The organism is Brevibacterium sp. CCUG 69071 (genome assembly GCF_021023135.1).
GTDB lineage: Bacteria > Actinomycetota > Actinomycetes > Actinomycetales > Brevibacteriaceae > Brevibacterium.
The window spans coordinates 806,716-826,711 of the sequence record NZ_PGFV01000002.1; the positions used below are offsets into that span (position 1 = coordinate 806,716).

Consider the following 19,996-nt stretch of genomic DNA (forward strand, 5'->3'; position numbering starts at 1 on the left):
GGATCGTTGAGCAAGGAGTCAGAGCACATGAGCATTCGGGTCGCCGTCATCGGAGCCAAGGGACGCATGGGATCCCACGCCGTCGATGCCATCAATGAGGCGGACGGCCTCGAACTCGCGGCCGCCCTCGGCAGCAGCGATTCGCTCGAGACCCTGCTGGATCAGAACATCGACGTCGCCGTCGAGCTCACCGTGCCGAAGTCCACCGAGGACAATGTGAGCTTCCTCGTCGAGCACGACATCGACACCGTCGTCGGCACCACCGGGTGGGACGCCGACCGACTGGCCCGCCTCGAAGCCACACTCAAGAACCACCCGAAGACTGCGGTCCTCATCGCCCCGAACTTCTCGATCGGCGCGGTCCTGGCGATGCGCTTCGCCGAGCTCGCAGCCCCTTACTTCGATTCCGCCGAGGTCGTCGAGACACACCACACCCGCAAGCTCGACGCTCCCTCGGGCACTGCGAACCACACCGCCCAGCGCATCGCCGCCGCCCGCAGCGCCGCCGGACTCCCGGCCGTCCCCGACTCCACGGAATCCGATCCGCTCGGTGCCCGAGGTGCGGTGATCGACGGCATCCATGTCCACGCCATCCGCCAGCAGGGCATGAACGCCCACGAGGAGATCCACTTCGGCTCCGACGGCGAAGCCCTGACCATCCGCACGGACTCGCACTCCACCTCGGCGTTCATGCCGGGAATCGTCACCGCGGTGAAGAACATCGCCGACTACACGGGGCTGCTCCACGGCCTCGAGAACATGCTCGATCTCTGATGTCGAAGGCCAAGGTCGGGGCGATCATCGTCTCCGTCGTTCTCGTCTTCTATTTCGTCCTGATGGGACAGCGGGCCTGGATCCTCGTCCGCGAACCCGACCTCATTCCGCGCATCATGGGCATCGCCCTGTTCGTGCTGCCGATCATCGGCGCGTGGACGCTCATCGTCGAACTCATCTTCGGCGCCAGGACGGAGAAGCTCGCCCGCATCCTCGGTGACGAGGGCGGACTGCCCGTCGACGATCTGCCCAGGACTCCGGGTGGGAAGATCATCCGCGAAGCCGCCGACGAGGAATTCGTGAAGTACCAGGCCGAAGCCGAGGCCGCGCCCGACGACTGGCGATCCTGGTTCCGTCTCTCCTGCGCCTACGATGCCAGCGGCGACCGCAAACGCGCCCGCGCCACGATGCGCAAGGCGATCAGTCTGTTCCGTACGGGGGAGAAGCAGGCCTCGTAGGCCCGGCAGGGTTCCCAGGCCCGGCAGGGTTCCCAGGCCCAGCAGAGTTCGCAGGCCCGGCAGGCCTCGTAGGCTGGGGAGACACCGCACGGATGAGTCCGGCGATCCCCGCCTCGAGCGGCCCCCGCGGGGACACGAACAGCTTCCACACCAGTGCGGAGACCACGAAGACGAGAGCGTGGAAGAGATACTCGCTCGTCTGTTCCCCGGTCGTACCCGCACCCGAGATCGGATCTCCGACGAACCTCGGACGGGTGATCTCGAGCAGCACCACATGCGCCGAGTACACGCTCAACGGCATCGACCCCGGTGCCGACAGCGGCGAGAGCAGCCAGGAGCGTCTGCCCAGGAGCACCACAGCGGACTGGCAGACCGCGATCGTCATCACCGCCGTGCCCGCCGTGGAGACCATGTCGAACGGGGTGCCCGAATGGGGGCCGGCGATCGCTTGCCACCACCAGGAGCCCGTCGGCGTGACCCCGTAGCTGCCCGTGTGCAGGGCGGCGAGGAGGTCGATCCCCGACTGCTGGGAGATCTGCATCAGCGCGGTCTCCCCGCCGCCGGGGCCCAGCAGCAGCCAGGATCCTCCGCGACCGATGAGCAGCGCTCCGAGACCGGCCAGGAACAGGCCCATGAGATGCCGGGACACGTCGAGCTTCGCCACGGCCATGCCGAGCAGAATGTAGGACAGCCACTGCAGGATCGGGTAGTAGCCGGTGAGGAACAGGTCCTGGACCATCGTCACCGGCGTCGCCAGGTCCCACCAGGCCATCGGCAGATACTCCGGCTCCAACGAGAACTCGGTGCGCAGGAGCATCGACACCAGGGGAGAGATGATCATCCACGCCCCGGCGAGGACGAACAGCGCCCACGCCCGCAGGCGGAGGAAGAACATGGCCAGGGCGAACATGATCCCGTAGTTGACGAGGATGACCGCCAGCAGCGTCGACACCGATCCCAGGCACAGGCCGATGAGCACGATGGCCGCCGCCCGGATGAGCACGCTCGGCGCGGCATCGCGGAGCCGATTCGACTCGGCCATCCGGGAGCGTGTCGAGAGCACGAGCGAACAGCCCGCCAAGACCGCGAACAGCGCCGAGGCGCGACCGGCGAAGACCGCGGCCCAGGTGGGGAACCCGACGGGATCGGCCAGAGAGAAGATATGCGTAACCATCATCGCCAGCAGGGCGATCCCGCGAGCGACATCGAGTCCGACGAGGCGTCCGGGCGGACAGAGCCGCGACAGGATGCGCGCCGAGGCGGTCGTCGGTTCGTCTCCGATGGCCGGGTGAGAGGTCATGCCACGATTCTCACATGGGTTCACCGCGATCCGCGGTCGCAAAGGGGTGATCGCGGTATCTTTATGCCATGACCTTCAACCGGAACGCCGACATCAGCGGCAACAAGACCAGTCGACGGGGTCGGAACACCGCGATCGCCGGCGGTGGAATCGGCATCGGCGGTCTCGTCCTGGTGCTGCTCGTCGGTCCGCTCTTCGGCGTCGATGTCAGCGGGCTGCTCGGCGGCGGGGGATTCGAAGGCGATCAGGGTTCGGACAGCTCCCAGCGGCGCAGCCTCGACGAATGCGACACCGGCCAGGATGCCAACGAATCCGTCGACTGCCGCATGGCCGGTTCCCAGGTCGTCCTCGACGACTACTGGTCTCAGCACATCGACGGATATGTCGAACCCACACTGACGATCGTCGACGGGCAGACCTCGTCTGCCTGCGGGACCGCATCGAACGCGGTCGGACCCTTCTACTGCCCCTCCGACCAGGGTGTCTACATCGATCCGACGTTCTTCGATCTCATGCGTCAGCAGTTCGGCGCCTCGGCGGGGGAGCTCGCCCAGCTCTATATCGTCGGACACGAATGGGGCCATCACATCCAGAACATCACCGGCGTGATGGCCGAGCACCCGAACAACGGCACCGGTGAGGACAGCAACGGTGTGCGCACCGAACTCCAGGCAGACTGCTATGCCGGGGCCTGGCTCGGCGATGTCACGACCCTGACCGACGACAACGGCACCCCGTATCTCGAGACCCCCACCGATGAGCAGCTCAAAGACGCACTCAATGCGGCCTTCGTCGTCGGCGACGACCACATCCAATCACAGTCCGGGTCGGTCAATCCGGAGTCGTTCACCCACGGTTCGAGCAAGGAGCGTCAGAAGTGGTTCTCCGCCGGCTACGAGAACGGACTCGGAAGCTGCGACACCTTCGCAGGCTGAGGTGGCGATGACCGAGGAGCGCTGCGACGGCTCGGCGGGCGATGCGAACTACGGTCGGATCGGAGCCGGCTACCGCGACTACCGACGTCCGGAACCGGAATTCGAATCAGCGATCCGACGGGCCCTCGGTGACGCGAAGTCCGTGCTCAACCTCGGCGCCGGCGCCGGTTCCTACGAACCCACCGACCGCGAGGTCACAGCCGTCGAACCCTCGGCGACGATGCGGTCCCAGAGGCCTGCACACCTGAACAGCGCCATCGCCGCCTCGGCGGAATCGCTGCCCTTCGACGATGGCAGCTTCGACGCCGCGATGACGACCTTCTCCGTGCACCAGTGGGGCGACCTCGAGGCCGGGTTGGCCGAGATGCGCCGGGTCAGCCGCGGACCCGTAGTCATCATGACCTGCGATCCCACCCTCCTCGACAGGTGCTGGCTCGCCGAATACGCCCCCGAGATGATCGCGACCGAAGCACGCCGCTATCCGCGTATCGACCGAATCAGGGACGGCCTGGGCGGTGGCGTCGAGGTGGAGCCGCTGCCGATCCCGCTGCACTGCACGGACGGGTTCTCCGAGGCCTACTTCGGTCGCCCGGAGATGCTCCTCGACCCGGGGGCGCGGAAGGCGAACTCGGCGTGGAGCTTCCTCGACGAGGCGGCGGTGCAGCGGTTCGTCGCGCGACTGGGGGGAGATCTGGCCAGCGGAGAATGGGATCGGACATACGGGTGGCTGCGGGACCGAGCACACTTCGAGGGCTCGCTCGTCCTGATCACCGCCCGACCCTGATCGGCCGGTCGGACGGCACCGTACAGCACCCGGCCGTCGGCCGTCGCCACCCGTCGTCACCCACCGACTCCGGACCCGAACCCTTGCCCCGGTTATCCATACGGTGATATGAATAATAGGGTCAGCCACCCGCCAGCATGCATCAAGGACGATCATGTCGCAGCTGTTCCCGCACCTCTTCGAACCCATCACGCTGGGCTCCCACACGATCCGCAACCGCATCGTCTCCTCCGGACATGACACCGTCCTCGACGACCACGGCCAGATCGGTGAGGACCTCGTCGCCTACCACGAGGCCCGTGCGGCCGGCGGTGCGGGCCTCATCGTCCTCCAGGTCTCCGGCGTCCACGAGACCGCGCGCTACACGAACCACGTCCTCATGGCCACCGACGACTCCTCGGCGCCCGGCTACCGAGCCGTCGCCGAGGCGGTCCACCGCCACGGAGCGACGATCATCGCCCAGCTCTTCCACCCCGGCCGCGAGGTCATGGACGGGCAGCGCGGCATGGCACCGAGGGCCGTGGCTCCCAGCGACGCACCCCAGGAACGATTCAAGGTCGTCCCCGAAGCGCTGAGCACCGCCGCAGTCAAGGACATCGTCGCCGGCTATGCGAGTGCCGCGGAGCGCATCGCGAGCTCCGGCATCGACGGCGTCGAGATCGTCGCCAGCCACGGCTACCTGCCCATCCAGTTCTTCAACCCCCGCATCAACACCCGCACCGACGAGTACGGAGGGACGCCGGCCAACCGCCGCAGATTCCTCGCCGAGGTGGTCGCCGCCGTCCGCGCGGCCGTCGGCCCGGACGTCGTGGTGGGCCTGCGGATCTCCGGGGAGGAGAAGACCGAAGAGGGACTCGTCGCCGCCGAGATCCTCGAACTCATCGGCCACCTCGACGAGCTGGAGCATGAGGGCACCGACTGCCTCGACTACTTCTCGATCACCGCCGGGGACTCCTCGACCCTGCAGGGAGCCGTGCACATCGTGCCGTCGATGCAGGTCGACCCCGCCTATGCGGCGAACCTGTCCGAGCAGGTCAAGAAGATCACCGACAAACCCGTCATGGTCGCCGGCCGCATCAACCAACCCCACGAGGCGGAAGCCGCCATCGCTGAAGGGCGGACGGACATGGCGATCATGACCCGCGCGATGATCTGCGACCCGGCCATGGCCGGCAAGGCGCGCCGCGACGCCGTCGAGGAGATCCGCGCCTGCATCGGCTGCAACCAGGCCTGTATCGGCCATTTCCAACTCGGCGTCCCGATCTCGTGCATCCAATACCCCGAATCCGGCCGGGAGCTGACGTTCCTGCCCCGTCCGCGAGTCCGCACCCGCCGCCGGATCCTCGTCGTCGGCGGGGGACCGGCCGGACTCAAGGCCGCAGCGGTGAGTGCCGAGCAGGGAGACGAGGTCATCCTCTGCGAAGCCGGGCCCCACCTCGGCGGGGCGGTGCTGCTGGCCCAGGAGCTGCCCTACCGGGCCGAATTCGGGGGAGCGGCGACGAACCTGTCCGCCGAGGCGGTCCGGGCGGGCGTCGACATCCGCACCTCGACGCCGGTGACCCAGCAGATCGTCGACGAACTCGACCCCGACCACGTCATCATCGCCACCGGCGCCCGGCAGCGGATGCCTGACCTCGAGATCGCCGACGACGCCTTCGTCATCGGGGCCCGCGACTACCTCGAGCAGAACCCGCAGCTGCCCGCCGGCCGGATCCTCGTCACCGACTGGAAGGGCGACTGGATCGGCCTCGGGATCGCCCTCCGCTTGGCCGAGGCAGGCACACTGGTGACGCTGGCGACGGCCGCGAACTTCGCCGGGGCCGCGATCCAGCAGTACACACGCACCCTGCTCGTCTCCCAGGCGCTGCGGACCGGACGAATCAGCTTTCTGAGCGACGCTCGACTCGTCGGCGTCGATGCCGACACCGGCTACCTGCAGTCAACGCTGTGCGAGATCGTCCACGAGGTCGACGAGGTGGCCGCCACCATCGTCTCCGCAGCACCACGGTCGGTCGTGCCCGATCTCGACTTACGAGCCGCCTCGGTGCGGGTGATCGGGGATGCTCTGGCGCCCCGGACCGTGGAGGAGGCCGTCTACGAGGGACTGACCGCGGCGAGCGAGCTGGCGGCTGCGGAGCTGGCGGTCACCGGATGAGCCCGCGGCCGGCGCAGTCGCCCGAGCAGACCGAGGCGAAGAGGCACGCGATCATCCGAGCGACCCTCGACGCGATCGTCGCCCGCGGCCCCGAGGCGGTCCGGCTCAGCGATGTCGCCACCGCGGTGGGCATGTCCGTCGGGACCGTGCAGTACTACTTCGGGTCCCGGGAGGGCCTGCTCACCCAGGCGCTATCCGTCCACACCGCGACGGTGCTCACGGGCATCGAGGAGATGTCGCAGGCGCGCGACGCGGGCTGCGGTTCCACGACCCGGCACAGCTCCTCGGCCCGGCACCGTCTGCACGAGAGCTTCGCCGCGGTGCCGGGAGTCGGCAGCCACAACCAGAGGTCACGGATCTGGGTCGAACTCGTCACCGCCGCCCGGAACGACGAGGGTCTGCGGAGCTGCGTCGATGCGGTCTTCGCCGGTTGGCGACGACACTTCAGAACGATCATCGACGAAGGCGTGGAACGGGGCGAATTCGAACTCGCCGGACTCAGTGCCCGAGAGGTCGTCGACACGATCATCGCCATCATCGACGGCTTCGACCTCGCCGCCGTGGCCGGTCACGCACCGAGCCCGGAGACGATGACCCGAATCCTCACCGAGACCGCGGACAGGCTGCTCGCCCGCTGAGTCCCCGATGGTCGAACCTGACGCTCGAACGTTGCGCCGTTCGGCGCCCGCTCGCCGGGGAGCACCGCCGAGGCGAGAGCTCACAGCCGGGCGATCGACTCCACGTCTTCACCGAACTCGCGGGCGGTCTCCTCCGAGACCGTGGCGCGGGTCGCCCGCAGCGCCTCGAGGTAGTCCTCGGTGGTGAGCACATCGGTCCGGGAAGCGATGTCGACCTGCTGTTTGCGCAGGGCCGAGGCCAGAGCTTCCTGGGAGGCCCGTCTGGCCGCGTACTCGATATCGGCCGGGGTCAGGCCGGCACTGGCATCGACGAGGACAGCGAGGTCGACCCCGCCGATCGTGTGCTCGGGAATGTAGCGGGCCCATATGGCCTCCCGGGCCGTGGCATCGGGCAGGCCGATGGGAATGACATAGTCGAAGCGACCATGCCGGAGGAAGGCCGCATCGAGAGCGCGGACGAAGTTCGTGGCGCAGATGAGCAGCCGACCGTCCCGATCCCGGAACTCGGCCACCTGCTTGAGCAGTTCATTCGTCACCCCCTGGGTAGGTGAGGGCGGTTCACCGCCGCGCTTCGAAGCGATCTCCTCGACCTCGTCGATGAAGACGACGGCATGTTCGAGTTCGCCGATCTGCTCGAAGGTCGCACGCAGGCCGGCGGCCACCCCGCCGGGCTCACTCGAGAGCCGAGAGGGAAACACCTCGACGAAGGGCCAGTCGAGACGCGAGGCCACGGCCTTCGCAAATGTCGTCTTTCCTGTCCCCGGGGGACCGAAGAGCATCACCGCGCGCGGTGGGACGACCCCGAAATGATCGGCCAGATCCGGCTCGGCCAAGGGCACGACGAGGCGGTCCTCGAGCATGTCCTTCTCCTGCTGCATCCCGCTGACGGCATCCCACAGGTGACGCGGCAGAACCCGCCCGCCCACGGTCTTGAGACGGTCGAGCTCACGACGGCGCACCGGCATCTGCCGCTCCAGATAGCGCAGATGCGGCTTCGCCTCGAAGCCGTTCTCCAACAGACCCGCGAAGGTCGGCGACACCTCAGGGACGAGCATCGACAGCGTCCCCAACTCCAAGGGCATGAGGCGACGTTCGAGGGCGTCGAGCAGGGTTGCCTCGATGGGGGACCGGCGATCGGCCTCCTCGCGGACGGAATCGAGGACGTGGAAGAAGACGATCCACCCCTGACCGTGGGCGGCGCGACCGACGGCGGCACCGACGATCTCCTCATCACGGACCGCGACGACCGCCTGATTGCGCTGGCAGGCGGCGACGACCTCGGGGAGGGGATGCAGGGGAACGGCGTCCGCCTCGGCGGGATCGATCATGGTGGACTCCCAGAGACGGATGATTCCGTCGAGATCGTCGTCGTGGAAATCACGGATACGGGTGCGAGACATCGAAAGCTCCTTCGGTGGCGGGCAGGATTCAAGACTATGCGATCACCCCAGCCGTCTGTGATCTGTCTCTCAACTCCGAGACGTCGCGACCGCCTCGGCGGGGGATGAACGGACAATGCCCTTGGGCGCGCCCCGGCCCACTGCCTTCGTCGTGGGGTGTGGGCGCTATCCTTGAACCATGGCGATTCTCGGTGACAGTGCAGCAACGGCTGCGATTGAGGCGTTCGGTACCGTCGGCACCGCAATGGTGACCCCGTTCAAGGGCGATGGCAGCATCGACTATGCGGCCGTCGAGAAGGTGGCGAACCACCTCGTCGACATCGGAAACAACATGCTCGTCGTCTCCGGGACCACCGGAGAATCACCGACGACGACCGACGACGAGAAGATCGAACTCCTCCACGTCGTGCGCGGCGTCATCGGCGACCGCGCGAAGATCATCGCCGGCACCGGCAACAACGTCACCGCCCACACCATTGACCTGTCGCAGCGTTCGGCGGCGGCCGGGGCCGACGGCATCCTCGTCGTCACCCCCTACTACTCGAAGCCGACCCAGCCGGCGATCGCCGCGCACATGCGCGCCGCTGCCGACTCCACCGACCTGCCGGTGATGCTCTACGACATTCCCGGCCGCGCCGGAGTGCCGATCAGCACGGAGACCCTGCTGTCCCTGGCGGGACACCCGAACATCCTCGCCGTCAAAGACGCCAAGGGCGACCTCTTCGCCACCTCCCAGGTGATCAGGCAGTCCTCGCTCGTCTACTACTCGGGAGAGGACGCGCTCAACCTGCCGCTGCTGGCCGTCGGGGCACTCGGCGTCGTCTCCGTGGCCGGACACGTCTGCTCCGCCGACTTCGCGAAGATGGTTGCCGCCGCAGCCGCCGACGACCTGAGAACCGCTCGCGCGATCAGCTTCGCGACGAACGACATGGTCGACGCGCTCATGAACCACATGCCGGGAGTGCTCTCGGCCAAGGCCGCATTGCAGGCCCAAGGAATACTCGACAACCGCGATGTGCGAATGCCGCTGCTCCCAGCAGATGATGAGCAGATGGCACTCGTCACCGCCCAATTGACCAGGAGTGGTTACCTCAGTGAATAATGCATTGACCAGGGAGCTCAAGCTTCCTCCGAAGATGGATCCGGAAGCCGTCCGCATCGTCGCCCTCGGCGGCCTCGGCGAAGTCGGACGCAACATGACCGTGTTCGAATACCACGGCAAGCTCCTCATCGTCGACTGCGGCGTGCTCTTCCCCGAAGAGGACCAGCCCGGCGTCGACCTCATCCTCCCCGACTTCTCCTACCTCGACGACCGCCTCGACGACATCGTCGGACTCGTGCTCACCCACGGCCACGAGGACCACATCGGCGCCGTTCCTTACCTGCTGCGCCGCAAGGGCGACATCCCGATCCTCGGCTCGAAGCTGACGATCGCGCTCATCGAGGCCAAGCTCAAGGAACACCGGATCAAGCCGATCACCCGCGTGGTCAAGGAAGACGACCTCGACCAGCTCGGTCCCTTCGACCTCGAGTTCGTCGCCGTCAACCACTCGATCCCCGACGCTCTCGCCGTGTTCATCCGCACCGGTGCCGGAAACATCCTCCACACCGGTGACTTCAAGATGGACCAGCTGCCGCTCGACGGCCGGATCACGGACCTGCGCGCCTTCGCCCGCCTCGGCGAGGAAGGCGTCGACCTGTTCATGACGGACTCGACGAACGCCGAAGTCCCCGGGTTCACCGCCCTGGAGAAGGACATCGGGCCGGTGCTCGAGAACCTCTTCGGCTCCGCCGAACGTCGGATCATCGTCGCCTCCTTCTCCTCGCACATCCACCGCGTTCAGCAGGTGCTCAATGCCGCTGACGCGCACGGCCGCAAGGTCGCCCTGGTCGGCCGGTCGATGGTGCGCAACATGAAGATCGCCGCAGATCTCGGCTACCTCGAGGTTCCCAAGGGTGCGCTCATCGACATCAAGGAAGTCGAGAAGCTGCCCGACGACCAGGTCGTGCTCATGTGCACCGGTTCGCAGGGCGAGCCGATGGCGGCCCTGTCCCGCATGGCCAACCGGTCCCACCGCGTCGAGGTCGGCGACGGGGACACCGTCATCCTCGCCTCCTCGCTCATCCCGGGCAACGAGAACTCCGTGTTCAAGGTCATCAACGGCCTGATGAAGCTCGGCGCCCGCGTGATCTCGAAGGCCGATGCCAAGATCCACGTGTCCGGCCACGCCTCCGGCGGCGAGCTGCTCTACTGCTACAACATCGTCAAGCCCCGCGGTGTCCTCCCCGTGCACGGCGAATGGCGCCACATGCTCGCCAATGCCCGGCACGCCGAGGCGACCGGAGTCGACCCCGACAACATCGTCCTCGCCGATGATGGCTGGGTCGTCGACCTCAAGGACGGCCGCGCCGAGGTGGTCGGGGCCGTGGACTGCAACTACGTCTTCGTCGACGGCTCCTCGGTCGGCGAGATCACCGAGGCCGACCTCAAGGACCGCCTCGTGCTCTCCGGCGAGGGCTTCGTGACGATCTTCATGGCCGTGAACTCGCAGTCGAAGCAGCTTATCGCCGGACCCGAGATCCACGCCCGCGGTGTGGCCGAGTCCGACGACGTCTTCGACTCCATCGTGCCGAAGGTGACGAAGGCCGTCGAAGATGCCCTCAAGGACGGCAACACCGATCAGTACCAACTGCAGCAGGTCGTCCGCCGCACCGTCGGCCGCTGGGTGTCCTCGAAGCTGCGCCGCAAGCCGATGATCGTCCCCATGGTCGTCATCGTCTGAGGTTCGTTGGGTGCCACGCGTCCCGGGTGCCGGGGTGTCGCGCGCTGGAGTGTCGCGCGCCGGCACCCGAAAGTGCCTGGGGATCGCGCGTCGGCACCCGATACCGCCATTGCTCGGCCACTTCCGAGCAGAATCAGGCCCGATTCTGCTCGGAAGTGGCCGAGCAATGCGCGCTTGAGGGGTGGAGACTCCGCCCCCGCCCTTCGCGAGGTCCCATCCTCTGCAGGGTCTTGCCTTCAGCGGGGTCCGATACCGCCGCAGAGCCCCCGCCCGCCGTGGCGATTCGTTCGCTCGGCGGGCCCCATGTGCAGGGATCGGGCTCTACACTGGCAGACATGGATGATGCCCGGGTCGTGGGCCGCGGTGAAGGCGGCGGTGAGCGCATTGGACGATGGAGTCTTCGTCTCGATGCCGCATATTGCTTTGTGCTCGGATCGCTGATGATGTTCGCGGCACCGTCGATCTCGCCGACAGTCTCCGTGCCCGCCGGGTACCTCGTCGTTCTGGGCGCTGTGGTGATCGCCTGGGCGGCGCTGATCCTGCTCATGCTCAGAGGCCTTGAGCTCCGAACGGCTCTTCGAGCTGTGATGGTCGCCAACCTCGGTGCGGCCGTGGCCGTCGCTGCGTTCTCGACGGTCGGTGCGGCGGTATTCGTCGCGTTGTCCGTCCTGGCGATCGCTGCGGACATCGCCCTCTTCGCCGGCAGCCAGGCATTCGCGTTGAGGCGCATGCGACTCGGTCGCTGACGCCCCACCCCAGCCCCACCCCGATCCCTGCCGACCCGCAGAGCCCGCCGACCCGCTGAGCCTGCCGACCTGTGCAGCCTGCCCACCCCCGTCGGTGTCGGTGATCTCAGTGGGAGGATAGGGTTTGACGAGATGTGCATCACCTCTTATTCTTTCGGTGTGTGAACATTAATTTTCACGATGTGAAAGTTCGCAGGTCAAACCCCGTTGCCCAGCGAACGCGAGGCACCACCCCGGTGCCGACAGACGCACCACCACGGTGCTGACTAAGGAGAACCACCGATGACTGCTCATATTGAGAATCTGGACATCCCGGCAGGCATGGAGATCACCGGCGAGCTGCCGGACGGTGCAGAGAAGGTGCTCACCCCGAAGGCCCTCGAACTCATCGTCGAGCTCAACCGGAAGTTCAACGGAGACCGCCTCGAGCGCCTCGAAGCGCGCAAGGTCCGCCAGGCGGAGATCGCCGCCGGCACCGACCTCGACTTCCTCCCCGAGACCGCGGAGATCCGCAACGATCCGAGCTGGCAGGTCGCGCCCCCGGCACCCGGTCTCGAAGACCGTCGCGTCGAGGTCACCGGCCCGACGTACAAGAAGATGACGATCAACGCGCTCAACTCGGGTGCGAAGGTGTGGCTGGCCGACCAGGAGGACGCGAACACCCCGCAGTGGGATTCCGTCATCGGCGGCCAGATCAACCTGCTCGACTCCCTGACCCGCGAGATCGACTTCACCTCGCCCGAAGGCAAAGAATACAAGCTCGCCCCCGATGAGGAGCTGCCGACGATCGTCGTCCGTCCCCGCGGCTGGCACATGCCGGAGAAGCACATCCTCGTCGACGGCGAGGAGACCTCCGGTTCGCTCGTCGACTTCGCCCTCTACTTCGCCACCGCCGGGCAGATCCAGATCGAGAAGGGCAAAGGCCCCTACTTCTACCTGCCGAAGATGGAATCGCACCTCGAGGCACGCCTGTGGAACCAGGTCTTCGAGCACGCCGAGGACGCCTTCGACCTGTCCCGCGGAACCATCCGCGCCACCGTGCTCATCGAGACTTACCCGGCGGCGTTCGAGATGGAGGAGATCCTCTACGAACTGCGCGAGCACTCCTCGGGCCTCAACGCCGGTCGCTGGGACTACATCTTCTCCGTGATCAAGAACTTCCGGTCCCGCGGCTCGGACTACCTGCTGCCCGACCGCCAGGACGTCACTATGACCGTGCCGTTCATGCGCGCCTACACCGAACTGCTCGTGCGCACCTGCCACAAGCGCGGCGCCCACGCGATCGGCGGCATGTCCGCATTCGTACCCTCGAAGGATCCGGCCGAGAACGAGGCCGCCTTCGACAAGGTCCGTGAGGACAAGTCCCGTGAGGCCTCCAAGGGCTTCGACGGCTCCTGGGTCGCCCACCCCGGCATGGTCGCCCTGTGCAAGGAGGTCTTCACCGAGACCCTCGGCGACAAGCCGAACCAGATCGAGAACAAGCGCGAAGACGTCAGCGTCACCGCCGCCGAACTCCTCGACGTCCGCTCCACCCCCGGAGCGATCACGGAGAAGGGTCTGCGGACCAACGTCAACGTCGGCATCCAGTACCTGCGCGCCTGGCTCGAGGGCAACGGCGCCGTGGCCATCCACGGCCTCATGGAGGACGCCGCGACCGCTGAGATCTCCCGCTCCCAGGTCTGGCAGTGGCTCGACGCCGGAGTCGAACTCGACACCGGTGAGACGGTGACGAAGGACCTTGTGGAGAAGATCGTCGCCGAGGAGGTCGCCAAGCTTCCCGGTGAGCCCGCCGACTGGAAGGACGCCACCGACACGTTCGTCTCGGTCGCCGTGGCTCCCGAGTACGTCGACTTCCTCACTCTGCCCGCCTACGCGCGCATGCCCTGAGATGCGAGCGTCGGCCCTTCATGAGGGTGCTGTACTTGAGTGAGGGCTGCCGCGCCTGAGCCAAGAGCGCGGGGTCTGACCTCACCGAACGCCTCCGAAATTTGTGCCGACAGCACAAATTTCGGGGGCGTTCTTCGTTAAGCTCGTCAGGACACAGGTGATCGCGCACCGGGCACTCAGCGGTGAGCCGGCGGCGCAGGAGGAGGCGAGGATGAGTCGGACCGAGGCACCCCTGCCCAGGCTCGCCAGTCCCGGCAACATCGCCGAACTCTCCGAACTCATGGCCCGCGCCCACTCCCAGAACCGCACCGTCGCCGTGTTCGGTGCCGGCACCGCCTTCGACGATCATCGTCCCGCCGCGGCTCCCGGTCTGCTCATCGACATGTCCGGCCTCGCCGAGGTGGTCGAATACGACCCGGAGGACGGAACCCTCATCGCCGGGGCCGGAGCGAAGATCGCCGATCTCGACGCGCTCGTCGCGCAGGCCGGCCAGGAACTCACCCCCGATCTTCCCGCGGATCGGACCGAAGCCGGCTCCAGCCTCGGCGGGGCCATCGCTACCGCCGCCCGGGGTCCGCGCTGCGGTGGTCGGGCGGGTCTGCGCGATGCGGTTCTCGGTATCCGGGCGGTGCTCGCCGATGGGACCATCACCCGGTCGACCCACGCCATCGACGAGAGCCTGTCCGGCTGGGATCTCAGCTCCCTGCTGATCGGGTCGTGGGGGACGCTGGGGATCATCGCCGCGGCCGAGATCCGCCTCTCGCCTCGCCCCGAGGCGTCCGGGTATGTGTGGATCCCCGGCGTCGAGGCGGCCGCTGAACTCCGCGTGTCCCGGCTCGCCCCAGCCGCGATCGAACTCGAACGTCCGCCGGGTTCGCCCGCGGCCACCGTCGCACTCATCGAAGGCACGGAGGCGCACGTCGAGGACGGGCTGAACTGGATCACCGAACACTATGCAGGTGCAACGGTGTGCGCCCGTCCGGCCTGGTGGGCACGCCGCGCGCAGGTGCCGGTGATCGTGCGGGTCTCGGCCTCACCGGATTTCGTTCCCACCCTCATCCAGCTGCTCGCCCGACTCGAGGACACGATCGGATATCCGCTGCAGCTGCGGGGGAGCGCCGCGGGCGTCGTCGACCTCGGTGTCGGCGCGCCCGACACAGAACCGGCCATCGCCACCCGGGTGGTCCTCGAACACCTGCGAACCTGGGGTCTGCACAACCTCGGCGCGCGGCTGCTGCGTGCCCCCGCCTCGGTGTGGGACGAGGTCGACGCCTGGGGACCGCTGCCGGGAATCGCGCTGCGAGCGTCCATCAAGGACCGGCTCGACACGAAGCATCTGCTCGCCCCCGGCCGCGGCCTCGGCGGGATCTGAAATCGGGCGCCGGTATCTGAAACCAGGCGGAGGGAACTGAAACGCAAGCGGCGGGAGCGCCGGGCCAACGGACCCGGACACCCCCGCCTCGGCGAGTGGAATCCTATTTGACGATGAGCACGGGGCACTCGGCCTCGAGGAGGACCCGCTGAGCCGTCGAGCCCACGAGCAGTTTGACCACGGGGGAGCGGCGGCGGGTGGCCATGACGATGAGTTCGGCGGAATGATCCTCGGCGAGGTCGATGATCTGGTCGGCGAGGTCATCGCCGGCCCGCTGCACCTCGTAGTCGAGGCCCGTCTCGGCGAGCTCCTCGGCCAGGCGGGTGCACGCCGAGGCCGCGCTGGTCACCGGGCCCGTGGTCGTGTCGGTGCCGAAGACGATGGCGCGCAGCCCGGCATTTTCACGGCGGGCGGCGGCCACGGCCTGCTCGAGCACGGCAGGGGAGGAGTCCTCACGGTAGGCGAGGACGACGGTGCGTGCGGCATCGTCGATCCCCTCCGAGGCGCTGACCCGCAGGCTCAGGACCGGGAACCGCTTGCGCGGGGTCGAGTAGAAATCGGTCATAGCTGCATTTCTCCTGTTCTTGTGCGGGTCAGGGGGACTTCCGGGCTCGTCAACCGATGGCGATGACACCGACGAGGACGCCGACAGTGAGCATCACGAGGGAAACACACAGGGCCCGCCACAGCACCTTCTTGTGGTGATCGCCGAGTTCGACGCCCGAGAGCGAGACGAGCAGCAGGATCGCCGGCACCAGCGGTGACTGCATGTGCACGGGCTGGCCGGTGATCGAGGCGCGAGCCATGTCGGCAGGCGAGATCCCGAAGTGCGCGGCGGTCTCGGTGAGCACGGGCAGGATGCCGAAGTAGAAGGCGTCGTTGCTCATGAAGAAGGTCATCGGGATCGAGAGCAGACCGGTGATCACGGCCATGAACGGTCCCATCGAGTCCGGGATGACGTCGACGAGCCAGGCGGCCATCGCATCGACCATGCCGGTGCCGGACATGATGCCGGTGAGCACGCCGGCGGCCATGACCATGGCGACGACGGAGATGATCGCCGAGGCGTGCGAGGCCAGCTCCTCCTGCTGATCCTTGATCTTGGGGAAGTTGACCATGAGTGCGATGACCATGGCGATCATGAACAGGTAGGGCAGCGGCAGGATGTCGATGACGAGCATGACCATGACGGCCACGGTCAGGACGAGGTTGAACCAGAACAGCTTCGGCCGCAGAGTCTTCCGGTTGGGGTCGAGTGCGGTGTCGGTCAGGGCCGAAACCTGGCCAGAGTCCGGCGCCGAGGCGGCCGCTTCCGAGCCATCGGAATCGAGCGTTCCCGTTCCGCCGCCGTTGCCGGCGTATCCGTCCGCGTCACCGTGAGTCGAACCGTGGGACGATCCGTGACCGGACGAACCATGTCCAGTCGATCCGTGACCAGCCGAACGGGCACCGGCGACGGCACCGACGAGCTCGGTGCGGCGGCTGACGCCCTTGTCATCGATCCAGGTCACACCGTTCTTCGCCAGGCGGCGGCGTTCGGAGATGCCGAGGAAGTAGGCGAAGACGAAGCACAGCACCAGACCGGCGGCCAGGGCCGGGACCATCGGCGCGAAGATCTCGTTGGCATCGATCTGCAGGGCCGAGGAGGCGCGCGCCGTGGGCCCGCCCCAGGGGACGATGTTGAGCGTGCCGTTGATGAGACCGGCCACGCAGGTGAGCACCACCGGAGACATCTCCAGGCGCTGGTAGATCGGCAGCATGGCCGCGGTGACGACGATGAACGTCGTCGAACCGTCACCGTCGAGGGAGACGGCACCGGTGAGCAGGGCCGTGCCCATGACGACCTTGACCGGGTCATGGCCGGCGACCTTGAGGATGAACTCGACGAGTTTGTCGAAGAGCCCGACGTCGATCATGATCCCGAAGTAGATGATGGCGAAGAGCAGCAGCGCCGCCGTCGAGGACATCGAGGCGATCGAGTCCATGACCATCTCGCCGATCCCCAGACCGGCACCGGTGAAGAGGCCGAAGATGGTGGGGACGATGATGAGCGCCAGGATGGGCGAGAGACGCTTGGTCATGATCAGAGTCATGAAGACGATGATCATGGCGAAGCCGAGAATGACGAGCACGAACTTCTCCTTCGAAGGCGAGGTTGTCGAGTGTGATGCTCGAAACACCCTAGGGTCCCCATCACCTCGGCCGCGCGTTTGTGTGCACTGATGACGTTCTGATCGTTGACCACCTTTTGTGCATTGCGCTCATTCGCGGATAGGGTGTGCGCGTGACCCGTCCCCACCGTCCGTTCTCCCGCCGCGTGCTGCTCAGCCAGCTCGCGGTCATCATCATCACCTTGGCGCTGGTGACCGCGGCGTTCTCATGGGTGGGGGCGCAGACCGTCACCGAGGTGACCGAGACGAAGGCACTGGCGACCGCGCGGACGCTCGCGATCGACCCGGATGTGCGGGCCGCGGCCACCGAGGTCTCGGCCACGCATGAGGATCCGCTCGATCCCGAGGTCGTCACCGCGATGGTCTCCATCACCGATGACCTCCGCGACCGGTCCGGCATCGACTTCGCCGTGATCACCGACGATCGCGGGATCCGCCTGACCCACCCTGACCGGTCGAACATCGGCAAACACGTCTCGACCTCACCGGATGAGGCTCTGGCCGGCCGGGAGAACATCAGCCACGAACGCGGGACCCTGGGCGAGACGGTGCGCGCGAAGGTCCCGATCTATTCGAGCGAGGACGAGAAGACCGTCGTCGGTCAGGTCTCCGTGGGCATCTACGCCTCGGTCCTCGACGCCGACCTGCGCCGCGAGCTGCTCATCCTCGGCTCCGTCGCAGTGCTGGCCCTGGCGATCGGCGTCGTCGCCTCGCTCATGCTCGGGCGACGGCTGCGCCGGGAGACCCTGGGAATCGGACCCGAGGAGCTCGCGGAGATGGCCCGCGACCAGGGTGCCGTGCTGCGCGGACTCGACGACGGGATCCTCGCGTTCAGCTCCACCGGCGAGCTGACCCTGAGCAATGCGATGGCCGATGAGCTGCTGGCCGGTGCCGTCCCGTCTACCGAGGCGACTTCCGCCGTGCCCGCCGAGGCGACGTCGTCGGTGACTGTGCCCGCCGAGATCGAGACGATGATGGCCGAGGCCCCCGAACAGGGTGCGCTGCGCCGACGCATCACCCTCGGCGATCGGATCCTGCTCGCCACAGCCGTGCGGGTCCAGCGCGGCGGGGTCGCCGTCGGCGGGGTCGTGACCCTGCGCGATGAGACGCAGATGCTCACCATGGCCCGGCAGCTCGAGTCCGTGACCGCGATGGCCCAGGCTCTGCGCACCCAACGCCACGAGTTCGCCAACAGCCTCCACACCGTGCTCGGACTCGTCGACACCGGCGCGACCGACGAGGCCCGCAGCTACCTTTCGAGGATCCTCGGCGCCGGACCGATCACGGCCCCGGTCGAAGACATCGATCTCGTCTCCGATCCGTATCTGCGTGCCCTCATCGAGGCCAAGGCCACCACCGCCGCCGAGGTGGGCGTGGCCCTGCTCGTCACCCCCGATTCCCTGACGCTGGGCCAGGTCAGAGACCCCGAAGCGGTGACGCTCATCCTCGGCAACCTCATCGACAACGCCGTGCGTGCGGCCGTGCGAACGGCGGCACCGGACGAAGGGAGAGTCACCGTCGAGCTGCTGAGCTCCGGGCCGGAGCTGCACGCCGTGGTCACCGACACCGGCAGCGGCGTCGACGCAGACGACGAGGAGCGGATCTTCGACGAGGGCTTCAGCACCGCCTCGGGGAGGGGATCGGACCCGGAGCACGTGCGTCCGGGCGAGTTCGATCACGAAGCCGGTGCCGAACACGGCCACGGGATCGGTCTCGCGCTCTCCCGCCGCGTTGCGCACCGCCACGGCGGCCGGGTGTGGCTCATCGACGGCCACGATCCCGAGCTCGGGGGCGCGAGCTTCGGAATGCTCCTGCCCGAAGCGCTCGACCAGGACGACCCGGACGAGACCGGCTCCACGAGTACCGGCCCCACCGACACCGGCCCCACGGACACCGGCACGAATCACACCGACACCACTGACAAGGAGTCATGATGATCAATGTTCTCGTGCTCGACGATGACTTCTTCGTCGGCCAGATCCACTGCAAGTACGTCGACGAAGTCCCCGGCTTCCACGCCCTCGAGCCCGTCCGGGATCTCGCGACCGCGCGGAAGGTCATCGCCGAGCAGGAGGTCGACCTGCTCCTGGCCGATTATGTCCTGCCGGAGGGCAACGGGGTCGACCTCATCCGCGAGACCGTGGTCGATGCCATCGTCCTCTCCGCGGTGACCGACCCGCAGGTGGTGCGGTCCGCGCTGCGGGCCGGGGCCATGACCTACATCGTCAAACCCTTCGCCGCCGAGGTGCTGCAGGGTTTCCTTCGCCGGTATGCGCGTCTGCTGCGTTATTGGGATCGGGAGAAGGTCGGTCACAGCGACCTCGCCCGGCAGCTGCGCAGCCTCCACGATGCCTCGGCGGTGGGCGGATCGGGAGCGGCGAGCACGGCGGGTTCGTCGACGACGGCGCGGATCCTCGATGCGCTCGAGTCTGCGGGCGGGCCGATGACGGCGCTCGAGGTCGCCGAGGCGGTCGGGGCGTCACGGGCGACCGCGCAGCGGCATCTGGCGAAGCTCGCCGAGGCGCGGACGATCACGGTGTCCCTGCAGTACGGGAGCACGGGCCGACCGGAGCACCTCTACGCCACGAAGTGA

The 19,996-nt window shown here is 67.4% G+C and carries 17 protein-coding genes; 13 read left to right on the forward strand and 4 right to left on the reverse strand.

Features of this window, described 5'->3' with window-relative positions:
* The first annotated feature begins 27 nt into the window (after positions 1-27).
* Both dapB and CV023_RS08910 read left to right on the forward strand, forming a co-directional pair.
* Entirely contained in the window at positions 28-774 is a 747-nt protein-coding gene (gene dapB / locus CV023_RS08905) for a 4-hydroxy-tetrahydrodipicolinate reductase (RefSeq protein WP_230745104.1), read from the forward strand.
* A complete protein-coding gene (locus CV023_RS08910; protein ID WP_230745105.1) occupies positions 774-1,232 on the forward strand; it encodes a tetratricopeptide repeat protein in 459 nt (152 codons plus the stop codon). Before dapB ends, CV023_RS08910 begins: the two co-directional genes overlap by 1 nt.
* Here the strand turns inward: CV023_RS08910 and CV023_RS08915 are convergent.
* Positions 1,195-2,532, reverse strand: coding sequence for a heparan-alpha-glucosaminide N-acetyltransferase domain-containing protein (locus tag CV023_RS08915; protein WP_230745106.1), 1,338 nt, complete (start codon positions 2,530-2,532; stop codon positions 1,195-1,197). The genes CV023_RS08910 and CV023_RS08915 overlap by 38 nt on opposite strands.
* A gap of 68 nt (positions 2,533-2,600) precedes the next feature.
* Between CV023_RS08915 and ypfJ the strand changes: the two genes are divergently transcribed.
* From ypfJ to CV023_RS08935, 4 genes are all read left to right on the forward strand, one after another.
* Positions 2,601-3,467, forward strand: coding sequence for a KPN_02809 family neutral zinc metallopeptidase (gene ypfJ, locus CV023_RS08920; protein ID WP_230745107.1), 867 nt, complete (start codon positions 2,601-2,603; stop codon positions 3,465-3,467).
* 7 nt (positions 3,468-3,474) lie between these two features.
* On the forward strand, positions 3,475-4,251 hold the full coding sequence (locus CV023_RS08925) for a class I SAM-dependent methyltransferase (RefSeq protein WP_230745108.1): 777 nt from the start codon (positions 3,475-3,477) through the stop codon (positions 4,249-4,251).
* A 154-nt stretch (positions 4,252-4,405) separates the two neighbouring features.
* Positions 4,406-6,406 carry an oxidoreductase gene (locus CV023_RS08930; protein WP_230745109.1) on the forward strand — a complete coding sequence of 667 codons (2,001 nt, stop codon included), beginning with the start codon at positions 4,406-4,408 and terminating at the stop codon, positions 6,404-6,406.
* A complete protein-coding gene (locus CV023_RS08935) occupies positions 6,403-7,044 on the forward strand; it encodes a TetR/AcrR family transcriptional regulator (protein ID WP_230745110.1) in 642 nt (213 codons plus the stop codon). The genes CV023_RS08930 and CV023_RS08935 overlap by 4 nt, the downstream gene beginning before the upstream one ends.
* Positions 7,045-7,124: 80 nt before the next feature.
* Here CV023_RS08935 and CV023_RS08940 read toward each other — a convergent pair whose 3' ends face one another.
* Positions 7,125-8,444 (reverse strand): ATP-binding protein, encoded by a 1,320-nt coding sequence (locus CV023_RS08940; RefSeq protein WP_230745111.1) that lies wholly within the window; start codon positions 8,442-8,444, stop codon positions 7,125-7,127.
* A 178-nt stretch (positions 8,445-8,622) separates the two neighbouring features.
* On the opposite strand from CV023_RS08940, the gene dapA reads away from it, so the two are divergent.
* From dapA to CV023_RS08965, 5 genes are all read left to right on the forward strand, one after another.
* Positions 8,623-9,546, forward strand: coding sequence for a 4-hydroxy-tetrahydrodipicolinate synthase (dapA, locus tag CV023_RS08945; protein ID WP_230745112.1), 924 nt, complete (start codon positions 8,623-8,625; stop codon positions 9,544-9,546).
* 34 nt (positions 9,547-9,580) lie between these two features.
* Positions 9,581-11,227: a ribonuclease J gene (locus CV023_RS08950; protein ID WP_230745195.1), complete on the forward strand. Its 1,647-nt coding sequence runs from the start codon at positions 9,581-9,583 to the stop codon at positions 11,225-11,227.
* A gap of 335 nt (positions 11,228-11,562) precedes the next feature.
* Positions 11,563-11,973, forward strand: coding sequence for a hypothetical protein (locus tag CV023_RS08955; RefSeq protein ID WP_230745113.1), 411 nt, complete (start codon positions 11,563-11,565; stop codon positions 11,971-11,973).
* 282 nt (positions 11,974-12,255) lie between these two features.
* Positions 12,256-13,860: a malate synthase A gene (aceB, locus tag CV023_RS08960; RefSeq protein ID WP_230745114.1), complete on the forward strand. Its 1,605-nt coding sequence runs from the start codon at positions 12,256-12,258 to the stop codon at positions 13,858-13,860.
* A 211-nt stretch (positions 13,861-14,071) separates the two neighbouring features.
* On the forward strand, positions 14,072-15,232 hold the full coding sequence (locus CV023_RS08965; RefSeq protein WP_230745115.1) for an FAD-binding oxidoreductase: 1,161 nt from the start codon (positions 14,072-14,074) through the stop codon (positions 15,230-15,232).
* A 103-nt stretch (positions 15,233-15,335) separates the two neighbouring features.
* Here CV023_RS08965 and CV023_RS08970 read toward each other — a convergent pair whose 3' ends face one another.
* Both CV023_RS08970 and CV023_RS08975 read right to left on the reverse strand, forming a co-directional pair.
* A complete protein-coding gene (locus CV023_RS08970) occupies positions 15,336-15,797 on the reverse strand; it encodes a universal stress protein (protein WP_230745116.1) in 462 nt (153 codons plus the stop codon).
* Positions 15,798-15,846: 49 nt separating this feature from the next.
* Positions 15,847-17,364, reverse strand: a complete 1,518-nt coding sequence (locus CV023_RS08975) for a CitMHS family transporter (protein WP_230745117.1) — start codon at positions 17,362-17,364, stop codon at positions 15,847-15,849.
* Between the two features lie 152 nt (positions 17,365-17,516).
* On the opposite strand from CV023_RS08975, the gene CV023_RS08980 reads away from it, so the two are divergent.
* Positions 17,517-19,337: an ATP-binding protein gene (locus tag CV023_RS08980; RefSeq protein ID WP_230745118.1), complete on the forward strand. Its 1,821-nt coding sequence runs from the start codon at positions 17,517-17,519 to the stop codon at positions 19,335-19,337.
* On the forward strand, positions 19,334-19,996 hold the full coding sequence (locus CV023_RS08985) for a response regulator (RefSeq protein ID WP_230745119.1): 663 nt from the start codon (positions 19,334-19,336) through the stop codon (positions 19,994-19,996). Before CV023_RS08980 ends, CV023_RS08985 begins: the two co-directional genes overlap by 4 nt.

Excerpts from the sequence above, each read along its gene's own strand:
- CV023_RS08935 (WP_230745110.1), top strand. The coding sequence starts at position 6,403 with ATGAGCCCGCGGCCGGCGCAGTCGCCCGAGCAGACCGAGGCGAAGAGG.
- dapB (WP_230745104.1), top strand. The coding sequence starts at position 28 with ATGAGCATTCGGGTCGCCGTCATCGGAGCCAAGGGACGCATGGGATCC.
- CV023_RS08985 (WP_230745119.1), top strand. The coding sequence starts at position 19,334 with ATGATGATCAATGTTCTCGTGCTCGACGATGACTTCTTCGTCGGCCAG.
- dapA (WP_230745112.1), top strand. The coding sequence starts at position 8,623 with ATGGCGATTCTCGGTGACAGTGCAGCAACGGCTGCGATTGAGGCGTTC.
- aceB (WP_230745114.1), top strand. The coding sequence starts at position 12,256 with ATGACTGCTCATATTGAGAATCTGGACATCCCGGCAGGCATGGAGATC.
- CV023_RS08915 (WP_230745106.1), bottom strand. The coding sequence starts at position 2,532 with ATGACCTCTCACCCGGCCATCGGAGACGAACCGACGACCGCCTCGGCG.
- CV023_RS08950 (WP_230745195.1), top strand. The coding sequence starts at position 9,581 with ATGGATCCGGAAGCCGTCCGCATCGTCGCCCTCGGCGGCCTCGGCGAA.
- CV023_RS08925 (WP_230745108.1), top strand. The coding sequence starts at position 3,475 with ATGACCGAGGAGCGCTGCGACGGCTCGGCGGGCGATGCGAACTACGGT.
- ypfJ (WP_230745107.1), top strand. The coding sequence starts at position 2,601 with ATGACCTTCAACCGGAACGCCGACATCAGCGGCAACAAGACCAGTCGA.
- CV023_RS08930 (WP_230745109.1), top strand. The coding sequence starts at position 4,406 with ATGTCGCAGCTGTTCCCGCACCTCTTCGAACCCATCACGCTGGGCTCC.
- CV023_RS08940 (WP_230745111.1), bottom strand. The coding sequence starts at position 8,444 with ATGTCTCGCACCCGTATCCGTGATTTCCACGACGACGATCTCGACGGA.
- CV023_RS08965 (WP_230745115.1), top strand. The coding sequence starts at position 14,072 with ATGAGTCGGACCGAGGCACCCCTGCCCAGGCTCGCCAGTCCCGGCAAC.
- CV023_RS08970 (WP_230745116.1), bottom strand. The coding sequence starts at position 15,797 with ATGACCGATTTCTACTCGACCCCGCGCAAGCGGTTCCCGGTCCTGAGC.
- CV023_RS08955 (WP_230745113.1), top strand. The coding sequence starts at position 11,563 with ATGGATGATGCCCGGGTCGTGGGCCGCGGTGAAGGCGGCGGTGAGCGC.
- CV023_RS08910 (WP_230745105.1), top strand. The coding sequence starts at position 774 with ATGTCGAAGGCCAAGGTCGGGGCGATCATCGTCTCCGTCGTTCTCGTC.